The 16,543-nt window shown below is 52.3% G+C and carries 12 protein-coding genes; 6 read left to right on the top strand and 6 right to left on the bottom strand.

What is annotated here, in order from left to right; genetic code table 11:
• Positions 1-13 precede the first annotated feature (13 nt).
• From AC5JO6_RS03845 to ftsH, 4 genes are all read right to left on the bottom strand, one after another.
• Positions 14-1,444: a diaminopimelate decarboxylase family protein gene (locus tag AC5JO6_RS03845; RefSeq protein ID WP_496079720.1), complete on the bottom strand. Its 1,431-nt coding sequence runs from the start codon at positions 1,442-1,444 to the stop codon at positions 14-16.
• On the bottom strand, positions 1,438-3,264 hold the full coding sequence (locus tag AC5JO6_RS03840; RefSeq protein WP_496079719.1) for an asparagine synthetase B family protein: 1,827 nt from the start codon (positions 3,262-3,264) through the stop codon (positions 1,438-1,440). The genes AC5JO6_RS03845 and AC5JO6_RS03840 overlap by 7 nt, the downstream gene beginning before the upstream one ends.
• A 21-nt stretch (positions 3,265-3,285) precedes the next feature.
• Positions 3,286-3,906 carry a DUF3859 domain-containing protein gene (locus AC5JO6_RS03835; protein ID WP_496079718.1) on the bottom strand — a complete coding sequence of 207 codons (621 nt, stop codon included), beginning with the start codon at positions 3,904-3,906 and terminating at the stop codon, positions 3,286-3,288.
• A 243-nt stretch (positions 3,907-4,149) separates the two neighbouring features.
• Positions 4,150-6,057: an ATP-dependent zinc metalloprotease FtsH gene (gene ftsH, locus AC5JO6_RS03830; protein WP_496079717.1), complete on the bottom strand. Its 1,908-nt coding sequence runs from the start codon at positions 6,055-6,057 to the stop codon at positions 4,150-4,152.
• A 561-nt stretch (positions 6,058-6,618) separates the two neighbouring features.
• Between ftsH and AC5JO6_RS03825 the strand changes: the two genes are divergently transcribed.
• Complete coding sequence (locus tag AC5JO6_RS03825; protein ID WP_496079716.1) at positions 6,619-7,164, top strand: NADPH-dependent FMN reductase; 546 nt, start codon at positions 6,619-6,621, stop codon at positions 7,162-7,164.
• A 97-nt stretch (positions 7,165-7,261) separates the two neighbouring features.
• On the opposite strand, the gene AC5JO6_RS03820 is transcribed toward AC5JO6_RS03825, so the two are convergent.
• Positions 7,262-8,419 (bottom strand): ferrochelatase, encoded by a 1,158-nt coding sequence (locus tag AC5JO6_RS03820; RefSeq protein ID WP_496079715.1) that lies wholly within the window; start codon positions 8,417-8,419, stop codon positions 7,262-7,264.
• A 325-nt stretch (positions 8,420-8,744) separates the two neighbouring features.
• Here AC5JO6_RS03820 and AC5JO6_RS03815 point away from each other — a divergent pair, with 325 nt between their 5' ends.
• The 3 genes from AC5JO6_RS03815 to AC5JO6_RS03805 all read left to right on the top strand — a co-directional run bounded on the left by AC5JO6_RS03815 (position 8,745) and on the right by AC5JO6_RS03805 (position 11,379).
• The gene (locus AC5JO6_RS03815) at positions 8,745-9,320 is read left to right on the top strand and encodes a hypothetical protein (protein ID WP_496079714.1); all 576 of its coding nucleotides are present in this window, start codon (positions 8,745-8,747) and stop codon (positions 9,318-9,320) included.
• Between the two features lie 197 nt (positions 9,321-9,517).
• Entirely contained in the window at positions 9,518-10,762 is a 1,245-nt protein-coding gene (locus tag AC5JO6_RS03810; RefSeq protein ID WP_496079713.1) for an MFS transporter, read from the top strand.
• A gap of 65 nt (positions 10,763-10,827) precedes the next feature.
• Positions 10,828-11,379 carry a pyridoxamine 5'-phosphate oxidase family protein gene (locus AC5JO6_RS03805; RefSeq protein ID WP_496079712.1) on the top strand — a complete coding sequence of 184 codons (552 nt, stop codon included), beginning with the start codon at positions 10,828-10,830 and terminating at the stop codon, positions 11,377-11,379.
• A gap of 122 nt (positions 11,380-11,501) precedes the next feature.
• Here AC5JO6_RS03805 and AC5JO6_RS03800 read toward each other — a convergent pair whose 3' ends face one another.
• A complete protein-coding gene (locus AC5JO6_RS03800; protein ID WP_496079711.1) occupies positions 11,502-12,530 on the bottom strand; it encodes a class I fructose-bisphosphate aldolase in 1,029 nt (342 codons plus the stop codon).
• A 296-nt stretch (positions 12,531-12,826) separates the two neighbouring features.
• Between AC5JO6_RS03800 and AC5JO6_RS03795 the strand changes: the two genes are divergently transcribed.
• Together AC5JO6_RS03795 and uvrA are read left to right on the top strand one after the other, a co-directional pair.
• Positions 12,827-13,369, top strand: coding sequence for a type IV pilin-like G/H family protein (locus AC5JO6_RS03795; protein ID WP_496079710.1), 543 nt, complete (start codon positions 12,827-12,829; stop codon positions 13,367-13,369).
• A gap of 70 nt (positions 13,370-13,439) precedes the next feature.
• Positions 13,440-16,514 (top strand): excinuclease ABC subunit UvrA, encoded by a 3,075-nt coding sequence (gene uvrA, locus AC5JO6_RS03790; protein WP_496079709.1) that lies wholly within the window; start codon positions 13,440-13,442, stop codon positions 16,512-16,514.
• The last annotated feature ends 29 nt before the right edge of the window (positions 16,515-16,543 follow it).

Raw genomic sequence — 16,543 nt, 5'->3', positions numbered from 1 at the left:
TCCGGTGAATAACTTAAAATACCTGATTTTCTATTAGTGTGCTGTAGCTTTCTCGCGTCCGAATCAGGCGATGTTTTTTGTTTTCTAGTAACACTTCGGCGGGGCGGGGACGGTGCAAAAAATGAGAGGACATTGCATAACCATACGCGCCTACATCCAAAATGGCGAGAATGTCACCTGTTTTTAGAGCTGGCAACTGACAATTTTTGCCTAGATAATCACGGGAGTAGGTCGTGTTGCCGCAGATGTTTGTGAGAAAGTCGGGAGTCGGGAGTCGGGAGTCGGGAGTGAGGGGGTGAGGGGGTGAAGGGGTGAAGAGGAATGTGGATTCTGAATCAGCTCTGCCTTCTGCCTTCTGCCCTCTGCCTTCTGCGTTCTGCCCTCTGCGTTCTGCCTTCTGCCTTCTGCCTTCTGCCTTCTGCCCTTCTTGCCACGCTGCGATTTCTCGGTACCCGCCGTGAACAGATGGTACAGAAAGATTTGCAACAGTGGTGTCTACGCCAACGATTTGCTTGCTATTTTGCCATTTGACAGAGACAACTTGAGTTAGAAGTGTGGCGCAGGACGCGATCGCAGCGCGTCCTGGTTCAATCACTAGATCAATTGGTCGATCGAGTTGCGAGAGACGATCGCTCAAGGCAGCACCAAATTGATGCCAGTCGAATGTAACGCCATCGTGATGATAGGGATAGCCGAAACCGCCACCAAAGTCGAGATAAGTCCAATCTGGTAGTTGGCTGGCAGTGGCGAGAACGATGGCGATCGCCTCTGTAAAAGCAGTCGTGGCGTTAGTTCCCGTCCCTTTGTAAAAGTGCAGCCCACTGATTTTAAGTCCAGCTTGCCGAGCCATGTTCACCGCAGTGGGAAAGTCATCCGGATGCACCCCAATCCGACTCTTGCCCGTCAGTGCAGGAAAATTAAGCCGAAGCCCGATCCGAAGCGGTAGAACATTTTGAGCTAATAAGCCTTCTCTGCGCCTCTGCGCCTCTGCGGTGTCCTCCTCCTCTACCTTATTCGCTGATCCCTCGCTCAACGATCGCCAAACCTCACCACACAACTGCAACTGTGCGAGGCTATCGAGGTTGAGCGTAGTAACGCCCCAGCGAAGAACTTGCGCCATTTCAGCGCGATCGAGGTTGCTACCGCTGTAGATAATCTGGCTAGGATGAAAGCCTGCATGAAGTCCAAGGTAAATGTCACCAGGGGTATTGGCATGAAGCCCCCACCCTGACTCGCGGAAAATTTGCAGTAAGGCAATATTGCCATTGGTCACGCTGGCAAAGTGAAAGCGAGTCTGTGGATAAAGAATAGACTGCGTGATGTGTCGAATGGTCTGGCGCAGGCGATCGCCCTCATAGACGTACAAAGGCGAACCATACGTTGTGAGTAATTGTGTTGCCAGCTCCAGACAGAAAGGTGGAGATGGGGCTGAAACCGCTACCATTGCTGAGCCTCCCGTTGCAGCCGAAGGTATTGCCGTCCCAGCAAAGCAGGCAGCCAGAAGGGATGATCCAACGAAGCAGATGGGCGTGTCGTACCGAGAACGACGTGTTGCCACACCTGCCACATCATAAGCAACCAAAGGCTCTCACCGATACGGCGACCTTGAATAGTGCCAAGCTTGCCAGCCGCAATCCGAGTTGCCACATGAGGCTGCCACACACCTTCGTCGCGCAAACAACCAGGGTTCAGCCAGACACCCAGTTCATGCCACAGACCATCTAAACACCAGGAGGTTAAAGGCACACCCATGCCACGCTTCTGCCGCCAGACAATGTCCGCTGGTAGCCAGGGTTCCACCGCTCGTTTCAGAATGTACTTCTCGCAGGCAGCGTTCAGGTGCAGTTCGCCTGCGAGTTGAAATGACCATTGCGCGAGGGCTAAGTCGCAAAAGGGCGATCGCACTTGCAAGCCATGTGCCAGCCCTAAATTTGTTGCACGGGGATGAATATTCTGTGCCCCTTTCAGCATTAAGGTAGCGCGACGGAGACGATGTAGCAATGTGCGCGAAAAGCTTGGATTCAATGCCTCGTGCAGCCAAGTTTGCGGCGCGATCGCTGGCAGTTGAGCCAGAACCGTTGGCTGAAAAATTTCTGCCTCGTAGCCCCACAAGCGATGAAAAGTACGAAGGTATTGCTGCTCAAAGGACTCTACTGCCTGCACGGTTTGATACAGATCGGCTGCAATCAAGGGTTTATTCGTCCAACCTGCAAACAGTTGATCGCCTCCTTCACCATTAAAGATCACCCGTACATCCTGGCTGGCAGCCTGCATTACGAGAAACAGTGGCACCGTCACACCATCACCAAAGGGCAGATCCAGCGCTCGTACGGTCGAGATCAGCGCTTGCCGCACACGTTTGGGACTGGCATCGACTTTGACCAACGGAATATTGAGAAATTCAGCTACCTGCTCGGCGTAGGGATACTCTGAAATGCCATCGGTCCCAAAATCAAGGGTATAGGCACGGACTTTGATGCCTGCTTCTACTAACAAGGCAGCCACGATCGACGAATCTAGCCCACCTGACAGCAAAACACCCACTGGTTCATCGCTCAGATCCGTGATTTGGCGTTCCACTGCGTCCTTGAGCAACGATCGCAGTTGGGCGATCGCGATCGCCTCATCCTGAATTTGCTCTGACGCTTCCTGCCATTCGAGCGATCGTGTTTCATTGAGTGCCGACAACGTGCAGGTATCCTGATCAGCGATCCAGGTTTGCTCGGTTCCGGCTGGTACAGAGTGAATCTGAGCAACAGGGGTCAGTGGAGTCGGCACATAGGAAAAGTAACTATAGCCATAGAGCGCAGGAATGCTGACCTGGGGCGCTTCCACTAGAGGCAGCAGTAGACTCAGGCGTGAGGCAAACCAGAGCACCTGTCCCCTTTGAGTCCAGTACAGCGGCATCCGTCCAAAGAGTTCTCGACCCAGCGTGAAGCGATCGCCGCCCAGTGTTGCCCAACCATCCAGTAAGGAAGCACCATCGGCTTGCTGACACTGACCAGACGCAGCGAGGGCGGCGATCGTTCTTACTGGCAACTGTGAACCGTCAGATAACTGCAACCCCAGGTAAGCAACACCCCAAACCTGCCTAACATCACTGGACGATTGACCCAGTTGGCGTGTGCATTGATTGCTACCATGATTGGCACTCACACTGCCAAGCACACAGGTCAGCATCTGTTCCAGGTCAGCTTGGCTGCCATACCCCCAGTAACCGACTGCATGATGAGGCTTGATTGCAGTCAGAATTGCCTTACCCATAGCAAATAGCTTTAGTGCAGACTACTTTACGTCAAATTTGGCATCGCTGAGTGGGCGATCGTCTAACCGCAGCCGCACCTGCCAGGTTCCCGTTGGTGCAGAGGCATCAAGCCGATAGCGGCAGTGAGTCGTCCAAACCGCTGTGTCAATTTGGCGAGTCTCATAACGATTTTGTTTGACAACCTGTCCGTTAGGGGCAACCCAATCGCAAGTGAGGGGGAGCTTTTTACCCACTGGCGCATCGTTCAGCGTCACATTGTAAAACAACTCTGGACTGCTTTGGCGAGACAGGGTTCGATCGTCGCAGCTATCCTGAGCTAAAGCAACACAGCTTTGCTCTGCCGAAACGCGATTAAGGGTTTGATTTTGCTGCTGCATGAAAACTGTGACACCTGCGATCGCCACGACCAAACTGGCGATCGCACCACCGATTAGCCAACGTTGGCGGCGTTGTTGCACGATCAACGCATCCTTGCGCTGTAGCTGGATCATTGCCTCATCTAGCAGATCGGGCGACAGGTTGAGTTCCCGCAGAATGTCTTGCACCTGACCACGATCGAGTTCGTCTTGCTGTCGTTGAGAAAGCCGTTCGACTTCGCCAACCAGTCTTGTTAGCTGTGCCTGTGTCAATCGGTTTTCCATTGATCGACCTCTTTTTAGTGTTTCAGAGAATGTGTTGAGTCAGTGGATGGGACATCAATCAATTAGGAATATAGAAGGGCGCGGTTCTTGAAGGCACTCACCACATCTAAAAGATTTTTAGGTGTGTCATACCTAACGGCTCTGCGGATGAAGGCAGCAGCCTTAGACCACCATAAAGGAGAAAAACCCCAGAGGCAATATGGCTCTGAGGTTTTCTCGTTTTCTAAAGGTGAGGTTAGATCGCTATGAGACGGATGCGCTCACGGCAACTGGCTGACCTGTTACCTCGGTGACAATGCGACGAAAATCCTCACCTTCGATCGTTTCTTCCTCTAATAGCAGGTCAACCAGGCGATCGACCAGCGTGCGGTTTTCCCGAATCACCTTTCTCGCTTCTTCGTAGCATTTAACGGCAATGCCCCGCACTTGCTGGTCAATCTGCGTAGACATGTCTTCCGAGTATTCGGTGCGGGGTGACAAGCCACGACCTAGAAAAACCTCACTGCCTGCGCTTTCCAGCGCGACCAGTCCTAGCTCAGACATGCCGTAGCGCGTGACCATTTCTCGCGCCAAATCAGCCACCGCTTTAATATCGCTGCTGGCACCTGCTGTCACTTCAGCATCCCCAAACACCTCCACTTCGGCGGCGCGTCCACCTAGCGCAATCGTAATGCGATCGGTTAACCAGCCACGAGTGTAAAGACCGCTGTCGATCATATCTTCATTAAATGCCTGCTGAGCAAAACCGCCAATGCCACCCGATCGCGGAATGATGGTCACTTTGTTGAGCGGGTCGGAGTTTTTGAGCAGGGTCATCAGCAGCGCATGACCAATTTCGTGATAGGCAATCAGCCGTTTTTTCTTGCTGTCAAGTAGAGGCGTAAGAGTTAAACCGATCGTGACGCGATCGATCGCATCGTCAATCTCCAGCATCGTGACGGCATCTTTACGACGACGTGCAGTGAGAATGGCAGCTTCATTGAGCAGGTTTGCCAGTTCCGCACCCGAAAAACCAGGAGTCCGACGAGCGATCGCCTCTAGAGAAATATCTGTGTCCAGCTTCTTGTTGCGAGCGTGAACCTCCAAAATACCCAATCGCCCTTTGTAGGTGGGCAAATCGACCATCACCTGCCGATCGAAACGACCAGGACGCAGCAGCGCCGAATCCAACACATCAGGGCGGTTGGTTGCCGCGATGATGATGATGCCCGTATTACCCTCAAAGCCATCCATCTCGGTCAGCAACTGGTTGAGGGTTTGCTCCCGCTCATCGTTGCCGCCACCAATGCCTGCACCGCGCTGCCGTCCCACAGCATCAATCTCATCAATAAAGATGATGCACGGCGCATTCTCTTTCGCTTTCTTGAACAGGTCACGGACGCGAGAGGCACCCACACCCACAAACATCTCCACAAACTCAGAACCAGAGATGCTGAAGAAGGGTACGCCCGCTTCACCCGCGATCGCCTTGGCTAGTAAGGTTTTTCCCGTACCCGGCGGTCCGATGAGCAGCACCCCTTTGGGAATTTTGGCACCCACTGCCGTAAAGCGTTCGGGCTTTTTGAGGAACGTCACCACTTCTTGCAGTTCTTCTTTTGCCTCTTCAATGCCCGCGACATCATCAAACATCACGCCTGTTTTCGCTTCCATCTGAAAGCGGGCGCGGGACTTGCCGAAGCTCATCGCCTGTCCAGGACCACCGGGAGCATTACTGGAGCGGCGCAAAATCATGAGCAAACCGCCAATCAGCAAGAAAAACAGCAGTAGGTTTGCCAAAATTCCCATGACGGCGCTGTTATCTTGCGTTGGCTGCACGGTGATGTCAACTTTATTGGCTAAAGCTTTCTTTGTCACTTCACCGTAATTGTCAAACAATGGCACTTCGCGCGGCGGATCGCCTTTCTTCTGCCCTTCCATCGTCACGCGTGCAACCCGCTGCGTCGGATCGATTTCAATCCGATTGACCTTGCCAGCATCAATTTCTGTCAGCAACGCACTGTAGCTCAGCGGCTCACGAGTGCTTTGTGCAGCGACAGGTAAGCTGAGCGTCATCCCATGAGCAATGACCCAAAAAGCGGTGGCGATTCCCACGGCGGTAGAACCTCGTCGGGGCAGTCGTTTTACCAGTGCATTTGTCCAGGAACCTTTCATACGTAGCGCCTTCTACCTGTTACCTTTGTTTTGCTGATGATGCCCCCGCTTTACGGCACTGCTCGATCGCTTCTTTCAGCGTAAGCACAAAACTGACGGGACTTCTTCCAAGTTTAGCTCACTCATCTTTATCCTAGCGAACGAAATACTGGTGAGTGGAGTGCTTCTAGGCAAAGCCATCGTTGCCAGAGAAGAAATGAAACCACACTTAGCACTCAAAAATTGACAGCGTGAAAATTGACAGTGTGAAAAATAAATCGCTATGATTAAATCGTAGTCGTTATGAGTTTATTTTCTGCGGGGTCGCTACATCAAGCGCTCTAATAGAAAAAACAATCGTTCTGGTAAACGTTACACCGATTTAAACCGTTCTCACGATGTGTGGGGCAGTCGAAGGGGTCGGTTTGAGCACTGTCGGTTTGAGCACTATGGAGTCGGTTTTGCTGTTGCTTTAAGACAAACCCCCTCCTACAGATATGTGCCGTGAGCGCAACTTGATTTGGCGCTACTCGAGCATCGCAGTCTAAGCTATCCAATCTCACGCAAAAGGGTTTCTGAACAATGGTTAGATTCGTAGGTATTGCTGGTAGTCTCCGAGCTGATTCCTACAGCCAGCAGGCATTACAACTTGTAGCGCAGCGATTAGAGGCGTTGGGAGCAACGGTCGAAATTCTCGATCTTCGGACTTTAAAGCTGCCGTTTTGTGATGGTGGCAAAGAGTATCCAGATCACCCAGATGTCGATCGGCTGCGTCAGGCGTTTCATCAAGCAGATGGCATGATTTTGGTCACACCGGAATATCACGGCAGTGTCAGCGGTGTGATTAAAAACGCGCTAGATCTAATGAGTTTCGACCAGCTATCGGGTAAAGTGGCTGGACTGGTTAGCGTTTTAGGCGGGCAGCCAAACAGCAACGCGCTGAATGATCTGCGCCTTATCTTACGCTGGGTTCACGCCTGGGCGATTCCTGAACAGATTGCGATCGCGCAAGCCTGGAAAGCCTTTGGTGCCGATGGCAAGTTACAGGATGAAAAGTTATCAGAACGCTTCGATCAGTTTGCTCAAAGCCTGGTCGAAAATACGCAAAAGCTGAGAGAAGTCGGTTGAAGGAGCGGTCAGTTATCAGCTATCAGCGATCAGCTTTTACTGATGGCTGACGGCTGACAGCTCTTATTTTTCTGACCGCTGGCTGCTGACGGCTATTTCAATGATGGTGATGTCCGTTGCCGTGCTGGTGCCCATGATCATGGTGGTGATCGTGATGCTCATGCTTAGCTAGGCTGGGGTTCACAGCTAGCGCTTGCTCTGCTAACAGTGCCTCAATTTGAGGGTGTGCCCAGTCTGCGACCATCTTGAGAAATTCTGGACGATCGTTCGCGCATTCCATCTGCACATACGTGACTTCAGGATGCTTGCGACGCAGCGTATGGATGATGTGATCCACATCCAAGAGGGTTTCGTGGTTCTCAGTGGCAAACCCGATCGGCATGAAAACAAGTGCCGTTGCACCTAGATCAATTAAATTTCTCGCGGCGAGTTCTGCGTTCGGCTGCGTCCATTCAATGAGTGGCGTTTGGTGGTTGAGCCAGCCAACGGATGTAAGGGGATAGCGGTAGATCAGCTTTTCGCGGATGCGATCGTACAACGCCTGACTCTCGTCAATGCCGGACGTAAAGCCTTTCGCTTTGTGAGGGCAACCGTGGTTCATCAGTACAATCCCAGTCTGCGAGGGAAGATGCGCCACTGCCAGATCAGCTTTGATTTTGTCCTCAACCATCCCTGCCATGAGATCGATATACTCAGGCTCACTGTAGAAGGATGGAATGTAGCGAGTGCCTTTGACCCAATGCTCATTGCCATCTGCCAACTGCGTGAGTGCCTTGTTGACTTGCTCAACCGCAATGCCACTCGTAAAGATGGAATCGACGACCAGAAGGGGATAGATCAGTAGCTTGTCAAATCCTTGTGCCTTGACCTCAGCTAGCACCTGTTCTGGAAGGAAGGGAGCACAAAAGTTGAAGGCTTTAAAGACTTTAACGCGATCGCCCCAACGCTCTTGAAGAGACTGCTCAACGCCAAGGCGCTGGCGCTCAAAAATGGCATTGTGCGGTGATATAAAGTGGTCGTGCTGATGGCTCCACTCGTGCAAGTCAAAAGCGGCTAACAATTTGGCTAGCGGTGGATAGATCCATGTTGGCACAGGCGCAAACTTCGCTGTCAATAGGTTCAACGCTTGCTCATTATAGTTGGCAAAGTCTTCGTAGCTTTCGACCTCACCATAGCCCATTAACAGCACTGCCACCCGATCCTGAGGGAAAGAGACGTTAGCTAATGGCTGGGTTTTTTCAGGAGTAGCGACCACTGATACTGCCTCAACGTTGTTGTACTGGTTTTAGTCACGATCGCTTAAGCAGTCGGTTCACTGCCCTGCACAGGCAGTGTTCAACTCAAAAGCCTAATTGACCCTTACTAGACTAACATCCTATCCAGGGGGAGGGCATAAAACTGGCACTAAGTTGTCTCATTAGGACTCACGCAGTCAAAACGCGTCAGTCCTGCTTCTAGGACGTAGCTAAATCAGTACGAGAAAACACGGAATCGAGACCAGACACGATTAAAGATGAACAGCCACTACGACAGTCATCTTAACTTTTTAGCTCATCCTCAGTTTCGAGAGGAATAACAAAGTGGGGATTGTGCTCTGCCCTGGAATACACGATCGGAGGCTAACGCAGCAGTTCATTCAAGGATTGCTGGAAGCTGCCGATAACACAAGCTTACGTCCAGAATCGCTGCTGGTTTTTCCAGTCGAACGTTATCCTGCGTACTCAGGACTGCACATTTTGCGCTTTCTCCACGAACAGCTTAGCCAGCGTGATCCGGATTTGGCGTTCAGCACACCGATAGTATTAATTGGGTTTAGTGCGGGTGTCGTCGGTGCCGTCAGTGCTGCTTCTGCTTGGCAAGCGATGGGTGGAACGGTAACAGCACTGTTTGCGATCGACGGTTGGGGCGTACCGCTTGTGGGTAGGTTCCCCATGCACCGACTCAGTCACGATACTTTCACACATTGGAGCTCAGCACTCTTGGGCGCTGGAGAGGACAGTTTTTATGCTGACCCTGCTGTAGCGCATCTCGAACTCTGGCGATCGCCACAAGCTGCCGACGGTTGGTGGCTTGTACCCGATCAACGACAACTTCCCGTCGCCATCTCGGCTGCCAGTTTTCTAACTGCCCTGTTGCACCGCTATGGTGAGCTGTAATGAGCGAACTTAGACTAAGAAAAACTTTTTTGTTGCAGGTGGGAACACTAGAATAGCTCAGCTTGTAGTGTTGGATTAGGTATTAGCTGTTACCGAATCTGATTTAAAACTGCAACGGGGAGTTGTGCTTCACCGCAACGACGCAAACGAGGGAGGACGTTCAACTGGTTCCCAAACGCTTTTCTAGACGAGACGCTATGCTTCCAACCAGCTCTTCTGATGGTGGGTTCGGTACACTGCTGAAAAATCGACCCTTTCTGGCGCTGTGGACGGCGCAGGTTTTGTCGCAGGTTGCCGATAAGATTTTCTTTGTGTTTCTGATTGCGCTGCTCGTTAACTATCAGCCACCTCCTGGGTTGGAGAATTCGGCTCGCTCAGCACTCCTGTTTGCGATCACGTTGCCTGCCATCTTGTTTGGTTCAGCAGCCGGAATCTTTGTCGATCGCTTCGATAAACGGCAAATTCTGGTGGGCTGTAATCTCTTACGCGGGTTGCTCATTCTCGCCATGCCGCTGTTGCCCAGAGAATTTGTCATCCTGATCATCATTGGGTTTGCGGAGTCTGTTTTAACTCAGTTTTTTGCGCCAGCAGAGCAGGCTGCCATTCCGCTATTGGTGCCACGGCAGGGCTTGATGAGTGCCAATGCACTGTTTACGACCACGCTGATGGGATCTTTGATCGTGGGTTTTGCGATCGGTGAACCGCTGCTGACTCTGGCAAAAACAGGCGGGCAGTTTGGTCAAGAAATTCTGTTAGGTGGACTGTATATCTTGGGTGCTGCTATCTTGTATTTTCTGCCGATTCGTAAAAGTGGCGCTGATCCCCAAATTGTGCAAGCGCACCCCTGGCATGACTTTAAAGCAGGGTTGGCTTATTTGAGAAGCGATCGCTTGGTCAGCAGTGCGATGGTGCAGTTGACCATTTTGTATTCTGTCTTTGCCGCCCTGACCGTGCTGGCGATCAAACTGGTGCCAAAAATTGGGCTGAAAGAAACTCAGTTTGGCTTTCTGCTAGCTGCCGCAGGCATCGGCATGGTCTTCGGAGCTGCTGTATTAGGGCACTGGGGCGATCGTTTGCACCACAAACCGCTTCCGCTCATTGGATTCCTCATCATGGCGGCGAGTTTGACCATGTTTACATTCACTAATAATCTGTGGCTGGGCTTGACGTTAAGTGTACTGCTGGGTCTCGGAGCATCAATGGTTGGCGTACCGATGCAGACGTTGATTCAGCGGCAAACGCCAGAGTCGATGCGTGGCAAGGTGTTTGGCTTTCAGAACAATGTCGTGAATATTGCCCTGAGCCTACCGCTGGCGATCGCAGAACCACTGACCCATGCCGTTGGACTGAGAGTGGTGATGTTGGGCATGGGTACGATCGTCAGCCTGGCTGGACTGTGGGCATGGTATAGTACACGCCGCGTGTTGCAAGATGTTATCTAATGCAAGCCGTCCTTTGCAGATGTAGCGCACCTTTTCCAAAAAACCTTGAGCTGATCGCTTTACCAATGGCTAAAGTTTTTGCCTCCATTACCAACGACCTTCAGCGCTTTATTGAGGCGCAACAGATGTTTTTTGTCGCCACCGCTCCGCTTACAGCCGATGGGCACATTAACGTGTCTCCAAAGGGTTTAGACAGCTTTCGCATTCTCTCTCCTAGTCGAGTTGTCTATCTTGATGTGACTGGCAGCGGCAATGAAACGTCCGCGCATTTGCAGGAGAATGGGCGCATTACCCTTATGTTTTGTGCGTTTCAGGAGCCTCCTTCCATTCTGCGGCTCTACGGCACGGGGAAGACTATCTTACCCGATGCACCAGAATGGGCTAAGCTCTACGCACTATTTTCACCCATTCCTGGGACTCGTCAGATGATTGTTGCAGACATCGATCGCGTTCAAACATCCTGCGGGATGGGCGTGCCGCTATATGAATACATCGGACAGCGAGAATCGCTAGTTAAATGGGCTGACAAAAAGGGGGAAGAGGGCTTACGCGAATATCAGCAGCAAAAAAACGCTGTCAGCATTGATGGTCTGCCGACAGCGTTAGCAGGAAAGTAATACGGTTCAAGTTTTGAGTTCAACTTAACCCCGGAATTCAGAAGCAGGAGGAAGCAGAGGGGCAAGGGAAGCAGGGGAGGCAGAGGCTCACTCCGAACTCAAAACTTAAAACTCAGAACTCTCTAAGCCGCGATCGCCTCCATCTCAGGCTCATACTGCCCCAACGCTGCGGCACTATTGAGTTTTGCTCGACGATACAGTTCCTTCTGAGCCGCTGCAACATTCGCATCCTGCCCGTTCCAGGTCTGCATAGCCGCTTGCTGGAGCGCACGACCATAGGAAAACGTCAGTTGCCACGGCAGTTGGTCTTTGAACAACACATGCATTGCATTCAAGTGAGCCGTCGCCGCTTCGTCACTTTGTCCACCAGAGAGAAAAGCACAGCCAGGAACAGCAGCCGGAACACGCTCTCTCAAGCACTTCACAGTCCACCGTGCAACATCTTCAACGCTCGCCTGCTGAGGACACTTCTCGCCAGGAATGACCATGCTGGGCTTGAGGATCATTTGATCCGGTTCCACGCCCTGAACATACAACGCATCGAATACGGTCTTGAGGACTTCGTGATGCACACCGTAGCTTTGTTCTAAGGTGTGATCGCCATCCATGAGCACTTCGGGTTCAACGATCGGCACCAGTCCCCCTTCCTGACAAAGCGCGGCGTAACGGGCAAGCGCGTGAGCGTTGGTATCAATACATTTGTGGGAGGGAATGCCGTCACCGATCGTAATGACAGCACGCCATTTGGCAAACCGCGCACCCATTTTGTAGTACTCGGCAATGCGATCGCGCAAGCCATCCAAGCCTTCTGTCACTGTTTCACCAGGTGCTTTTGCCAGCGGTTTTGCACCTTCGTCCAACTTGATGCCGGGAATAATGCCAGCGTCCAGCAAGACTTTCGTGAAGGGAGTGCCGTCCTTCGCTGCTTGGCGGATCGTCTCGTCAAATAAAATCACGCCGCTGAAAAAATCGCCGATACCAGGAGCAGTAAAGAGCATCTCGCGGTATGCCCGACGCATTTCTTCGGTTGTAGGAATGCCAAGCTTCTCAAAGCGCTTATTCGCAGTGCTGTAGCTCTCGTCAGCCGCCAGAATACCTTTAGCAGGGGCGACCATTGCGTTTGCTGTAGCAATCAATTCTTGCTCATACATAGTTGTACCTCGGTCAGGAGCGATACGTCAGCAGTTTCACTAATGCTTCTTAAGCCTAGCTAATCTTCTGAAATCTGTTCGTTTGCTGCGTCACTCTATGGGCAAAGGCGCACCAGACCCTCATTTGATGCAAAAATCGTGCGTCAGTCCTATAGCGATCGCACGTGTTCAAGTAACTCAGCATCTTGACCACTTGATATCCGTTCGACAAAAAATCAGGAATCTTACTGAGCAGTAGCGCTTGCCCTCGTGGGAACGCTAACAAAGTAACGTCCACTTGGGGAGTGCTCAAGCGAGTGAAAACCGCGTTTGAAGCTAAACTGCAACATCTTGTGCAACAACGGCAGAGTCAGGGGTTCACGTTGATTGAACTGCTGGTGGTGATCATGATCATTGGCATCCTATCGGCGATCGCCTTACCGTCGTTCCTCAATCAAGCGAGCAAAGCCAAAGAGTCCGAAGCAACGCAGTTGATTGGTGCAGCTAATCGTGCCCAGCAGGCGTATTATCTGGAACGAAACCAATTTGCAGCGGAATTCACATCACTGGGCATTGGTGTCAAGACCAGCACGAATAACTTTACTTATGCCGTTGACACGACGGCTGGCAGCACCTCGGCGATCGTCCGCAACGTCTCCTACCCACGGAGTGCGACGGCGTTGCGGGCATACACAGGCGCGGTTGAGCTTGACAATGTAAATACGGGGATCTTTACTGCCATCGCTATTCTTTGCCAGTCTCAAAAGCCATCCGTTGGTGATCCGGCAGGTGTTACGCCTAGTGTTGCTACTGGGACTCTTTCTCAATGCCATACGGGTTGGCAAGACTTGAGCCAATAGCGAGAATCCTTTCGGTCATGACTCGGAGCGTAGAGCGATAGAATGGGAAAGATTATTTTTTCCTGTTTCTATGCCCGATCGCGCTGACGGTTCTAAGAAAGCTAACGGTTCCAAGAACGCCGTGGCTGAGTCGCATGATGGTCATCCCGCCAGTCATGCCATCGCTCAAAATACGATTCGCATCCGGGGAGCGCGCCAGCACAACCTGAAAGATATTGATCTGGAGTTGCCGCGCGATCGCCTGATTGTCTTTACAGGCGTTTCTGGGTCAGGCAAGTCCTCGCTGGCGTTTGACACCATTTTTGCTGAAGGTCAGCGTCGCTACGTCGAATCACTGAGCGCCTATGCCCGTCAGTTTTTGGGACAGGTTGACAAACCCGATGTGGATGCGATCGAAGGCTTAAGTCCCGCCATCTCCATCGACCAGAAATCCACCTCGCACAATCCCCGTTCAACCGTCGGCACCGTCACCGAGATTTACGATTACCTGCGGTTGTTGTACGGACGAGCAGGTATTCCTCACTGTCCTCATTGCGATCGCTCCATTTCACCTCAGTCCATCGATCAAATGGTCGATCGGGTCATGGAACTGCCCGATCGCACCCGCTTTCAGATCCTCGCGCCTGTCGTGCGTGGCAAAAAAGGGACACACAAAAAGCAGCTATCCAGTCTCGCAGCCGATGGCTTTGTGCGCGTTCGCATTAATGGTGAAGTGCGAGAACTGAGTGACGCGATTGAACTCGATAAAAACCAGTCGCACACGATCGAGATTGTGGTCGATCGCTTAGTCAAAAAAGCAGGCATCGAAGAACGCCTGACGGATTCTCTTGGCACTTGCCTCAAGCATTCGGGTGGCATTGCCGTGATTGACATTCTGCAAGGGGAGGCAGCTAAAAGTCAGGAGGCAGAAGGCAGAGGGCAGAAGGCAGAAGGCAACGTGGTCGAACTCCCTACTGGACAAGCTCTCCGCGCCGCTGAAAAAGGAGGCGACTACGGCAACAACCCCACACCCCACACCCCACACCCCACACCCCTCGTCTTCTCCGAAAACTTCGCCTGCCCCGAACACGGCGCAGTGATGGAAGAACTATCGCCTCGCCTGTTTTCTTTTAACTCGCCCTATGGTGCCTGCCCTGCCTGTCACGGCTTGGGGAGCCATCGCAAGTTTTCGGCAGAGCTGGTGGTGCCGAATCCCGATCTGCCTGTGTATGCGGCGATCGCGCCCTGGTCAGACAAAGACAACACGTACTATCTATCGCTGCTTTGTAGCGTCGCCGCTGCGTTTGGGTTCGATATTCAGACCCAATGGAGCCAGTTAACGGATGAGCAGCGCCACATCTTGCTGCACGGTTCCAAAGAGGCGATTTGGATTGAAACCGATTCTCGCTATCGGCAAAACAAAGGCTACCAGCGGAAATATGAAGGCGCATTACCGCTGTTAGAGAAGCAGTATCAAGAAGCCAATTCAGACGTTTACAAACAGAAGCTAGAGCAATATCTGGTTGATCAACCCTGTGAAGACTGTAAGGGGAAGCGGCTCAAGCCCGAAGCGCTGTCTGTGAAGCTGGGACAGTTCCGCATTGCCGACCTGACGGGCGTTTCGATTCGAGACTGTCTGAACCAGGTGAACAGCATTGCGTTGAGCGCACGACAGGCGCAAATTGCCGATCTTGTCCTCCGCGAAATCAAAGCCCGCTTGCAATTTTTGCTGGATGTGGGCTTAGACTACCTCACACTCAACCGGACGGCGATGACGCTGTCGGGCGGCGAAGCGCAGCGCATTCGTCTGGCAACGCAGATTGGCTCTGGACTAACTGGCGTTCTCTACGTCCTGGATGAGCCCAGCATTGGACTGCATCAGCGCGACAATGCCCGCTTGCTCAAAACGCTCCACCGACTGCGGAATTTAGGCAATACGCTAATCGTGGTTGAGCATGATGAAGAGACGATTCGGGCAGCCGACTATGTCGTGGATATTGGTCCGGGTGCTGGGGTGCATGGTGGACGCATCGTATCTCAAGGCAGCTTGCAGGCTATGTTAGACGCTCCCGATTCTCTCACAGGAGCATATTTGTCAGGGCGAGAAGTCATTGCAACGCCTGCTCAGCGTCGATCGGGCAATGGGCGCGTCCTCAAAATTCGTAATGCTTATCGCAATAATCTGAAGCAGATCGATGTCGATATTCCTCTCGGCGCACTGGTTTCAGTGACGGGTGTCTCTGGCTCTGGCAAATCTACCCTGATTAATGAACTGCTCTATCCAGCGCTGCAAAACCACTTTGGCAGCAAGACCCCACAACCAAAGGAGATGGAGCCGATCGCTGGCTTAAGTGCATTGGACAAGGCGATCGTCATTGACCAATCTCCGATCGGGCGGACTCCTCGCTCCAACCCTGCGACCTACACAGGCACCTTCGATATCATTCGGGATGTGTTTGCTGAAACGGTCGAAGCGAAAGCAAGAGGCTACAAGCCCGGTCAGTTCTCCTTTAACGTCAAAGGTGGACGCTGTGAGGCGTGTGGTGGTCAGGGCGTAAACGTCATTGAGATGAACTTCTTGCCCGATGTCTATGTACAGTGCGAAGTCTGTAAAGGTGCCCGCTACAGCCGCGAAACGCTTCAGGTAAAGTTCAAAGGGAAGTCGATCGCCGATGTGTTGGGCATGACCGTCGATGAAGCGCTGGAGTTTTGCCAAAATATTCCCCAGGCGGCAGCACGGCTACAAACGCTGGTAGATGTGGGTCTGGGTTACGTTCGCTTAGGACAAACCGCACCCACCCTTTCTGGTGGTGAAGCGCAACGGGTCAAACTGGCAACAGAACTTTCTCGCCGTGCTACAGGCAAAACCCTTTACCTCATTGATGAACCCACCACCGGACTCTCCTTTTATGATGTCCACAAACTGTTAGACGTGCTGCAACGCCTTGTAGACAAAGGCAACACGGTTCTGGTGATCGAACACAACCTGGACGTGATCCGTTGTTCTGATTGGGTGATCGACCTGGGACCCGAAGGCGGCGATCGGGGTGGCGAAATTATCGCAGTGGGCACCCCCGAAGACGTTGCCGAAAACACTCGCTCTTACACAGGGCACTATCTCAAACAGGTGTTGCAGCAGTATCCGTCGGTACCTGCCACCGCATGAGCTAGCAGTATAGGACAGCAAGATAATTG

This window comes from Tildeniella sp. (assembly GCF_059505325.1).
This window is presented reverse-complemented; position numbering and strand designations above follow the sequence as displayed.

What these genes read in the sequence shown, in the direction of transcription:
- AC5JO6_RS03845 (WP_496079720.1), bottom strand. Translation starts at nt 1,444, where the DNA reads ATGGTAGCGGTTTCAGCCCCATCTCCACCTTTCTGTCTGGAGCTGGCA.
- AC5JO6_RS03835 (WP_496079718.1), bottom strand. Translation starts at nt 3,906, where the DNA reads ATGGAAAACCGATTGACACAGGCACAGCTAACAAGACTGGTTGGCGAA.
- AC5JO6_RS03840 (WP_496079719.1), bottom strand. Translation starts at nt 3,264, where the DNA reads ATGGGTAAGGCAATTCTGACTGCAATCAAGCCTCATCATGCAGTCGGT.
- AC5JO6_RS03800 (WP_496079711.1), bottom strand. Translation starts at nt 12,530, where the DNA reads ATGTATGAGCAAGAATTGATTGCTACAGCAAACGCAATGGTCGCCCCT.
- AC5JO6_RS03825 (WP_496079716.1), top strand. Translation starts at nt 6,619, where the DNA reads ATGGTTAGATTCGTAGGTATTGCTGGTAGTCTCCGAGCTGATTCCTAC.
- AC5JO6_RS03810 (WP_496079713.1), top strand. Translation starts at nt 9,518, where the DNA reads ATGCTTCCAACCAGCTCTTCTGATGGTGGGTTCGGTACACTGCTGAAA.
- uvrA (WP_496079709.1), top strand. Translation starts at nt 13,440, where the DNA reads ATGCCCGATCGCGCTGACGGTTCTAAGAAAGCTAACGGTTCCAAGAAC.
- AC5JO6_RS03805 (WP_496079712.1), top strand. Translation starts at nt 10,828, where the DNA reads ATGGCTAAAGTTTTTGCCTCCATTACCAACGACCTTCAGCGCTTTATT.
- ftsH (WP_496079717.1), bottom strand. Translation starts at nt 6,057, where the DNA reads ATGAAAGGTTCCTGGACAAATGCACTGGTAAAACGACTGCCCCGACGA.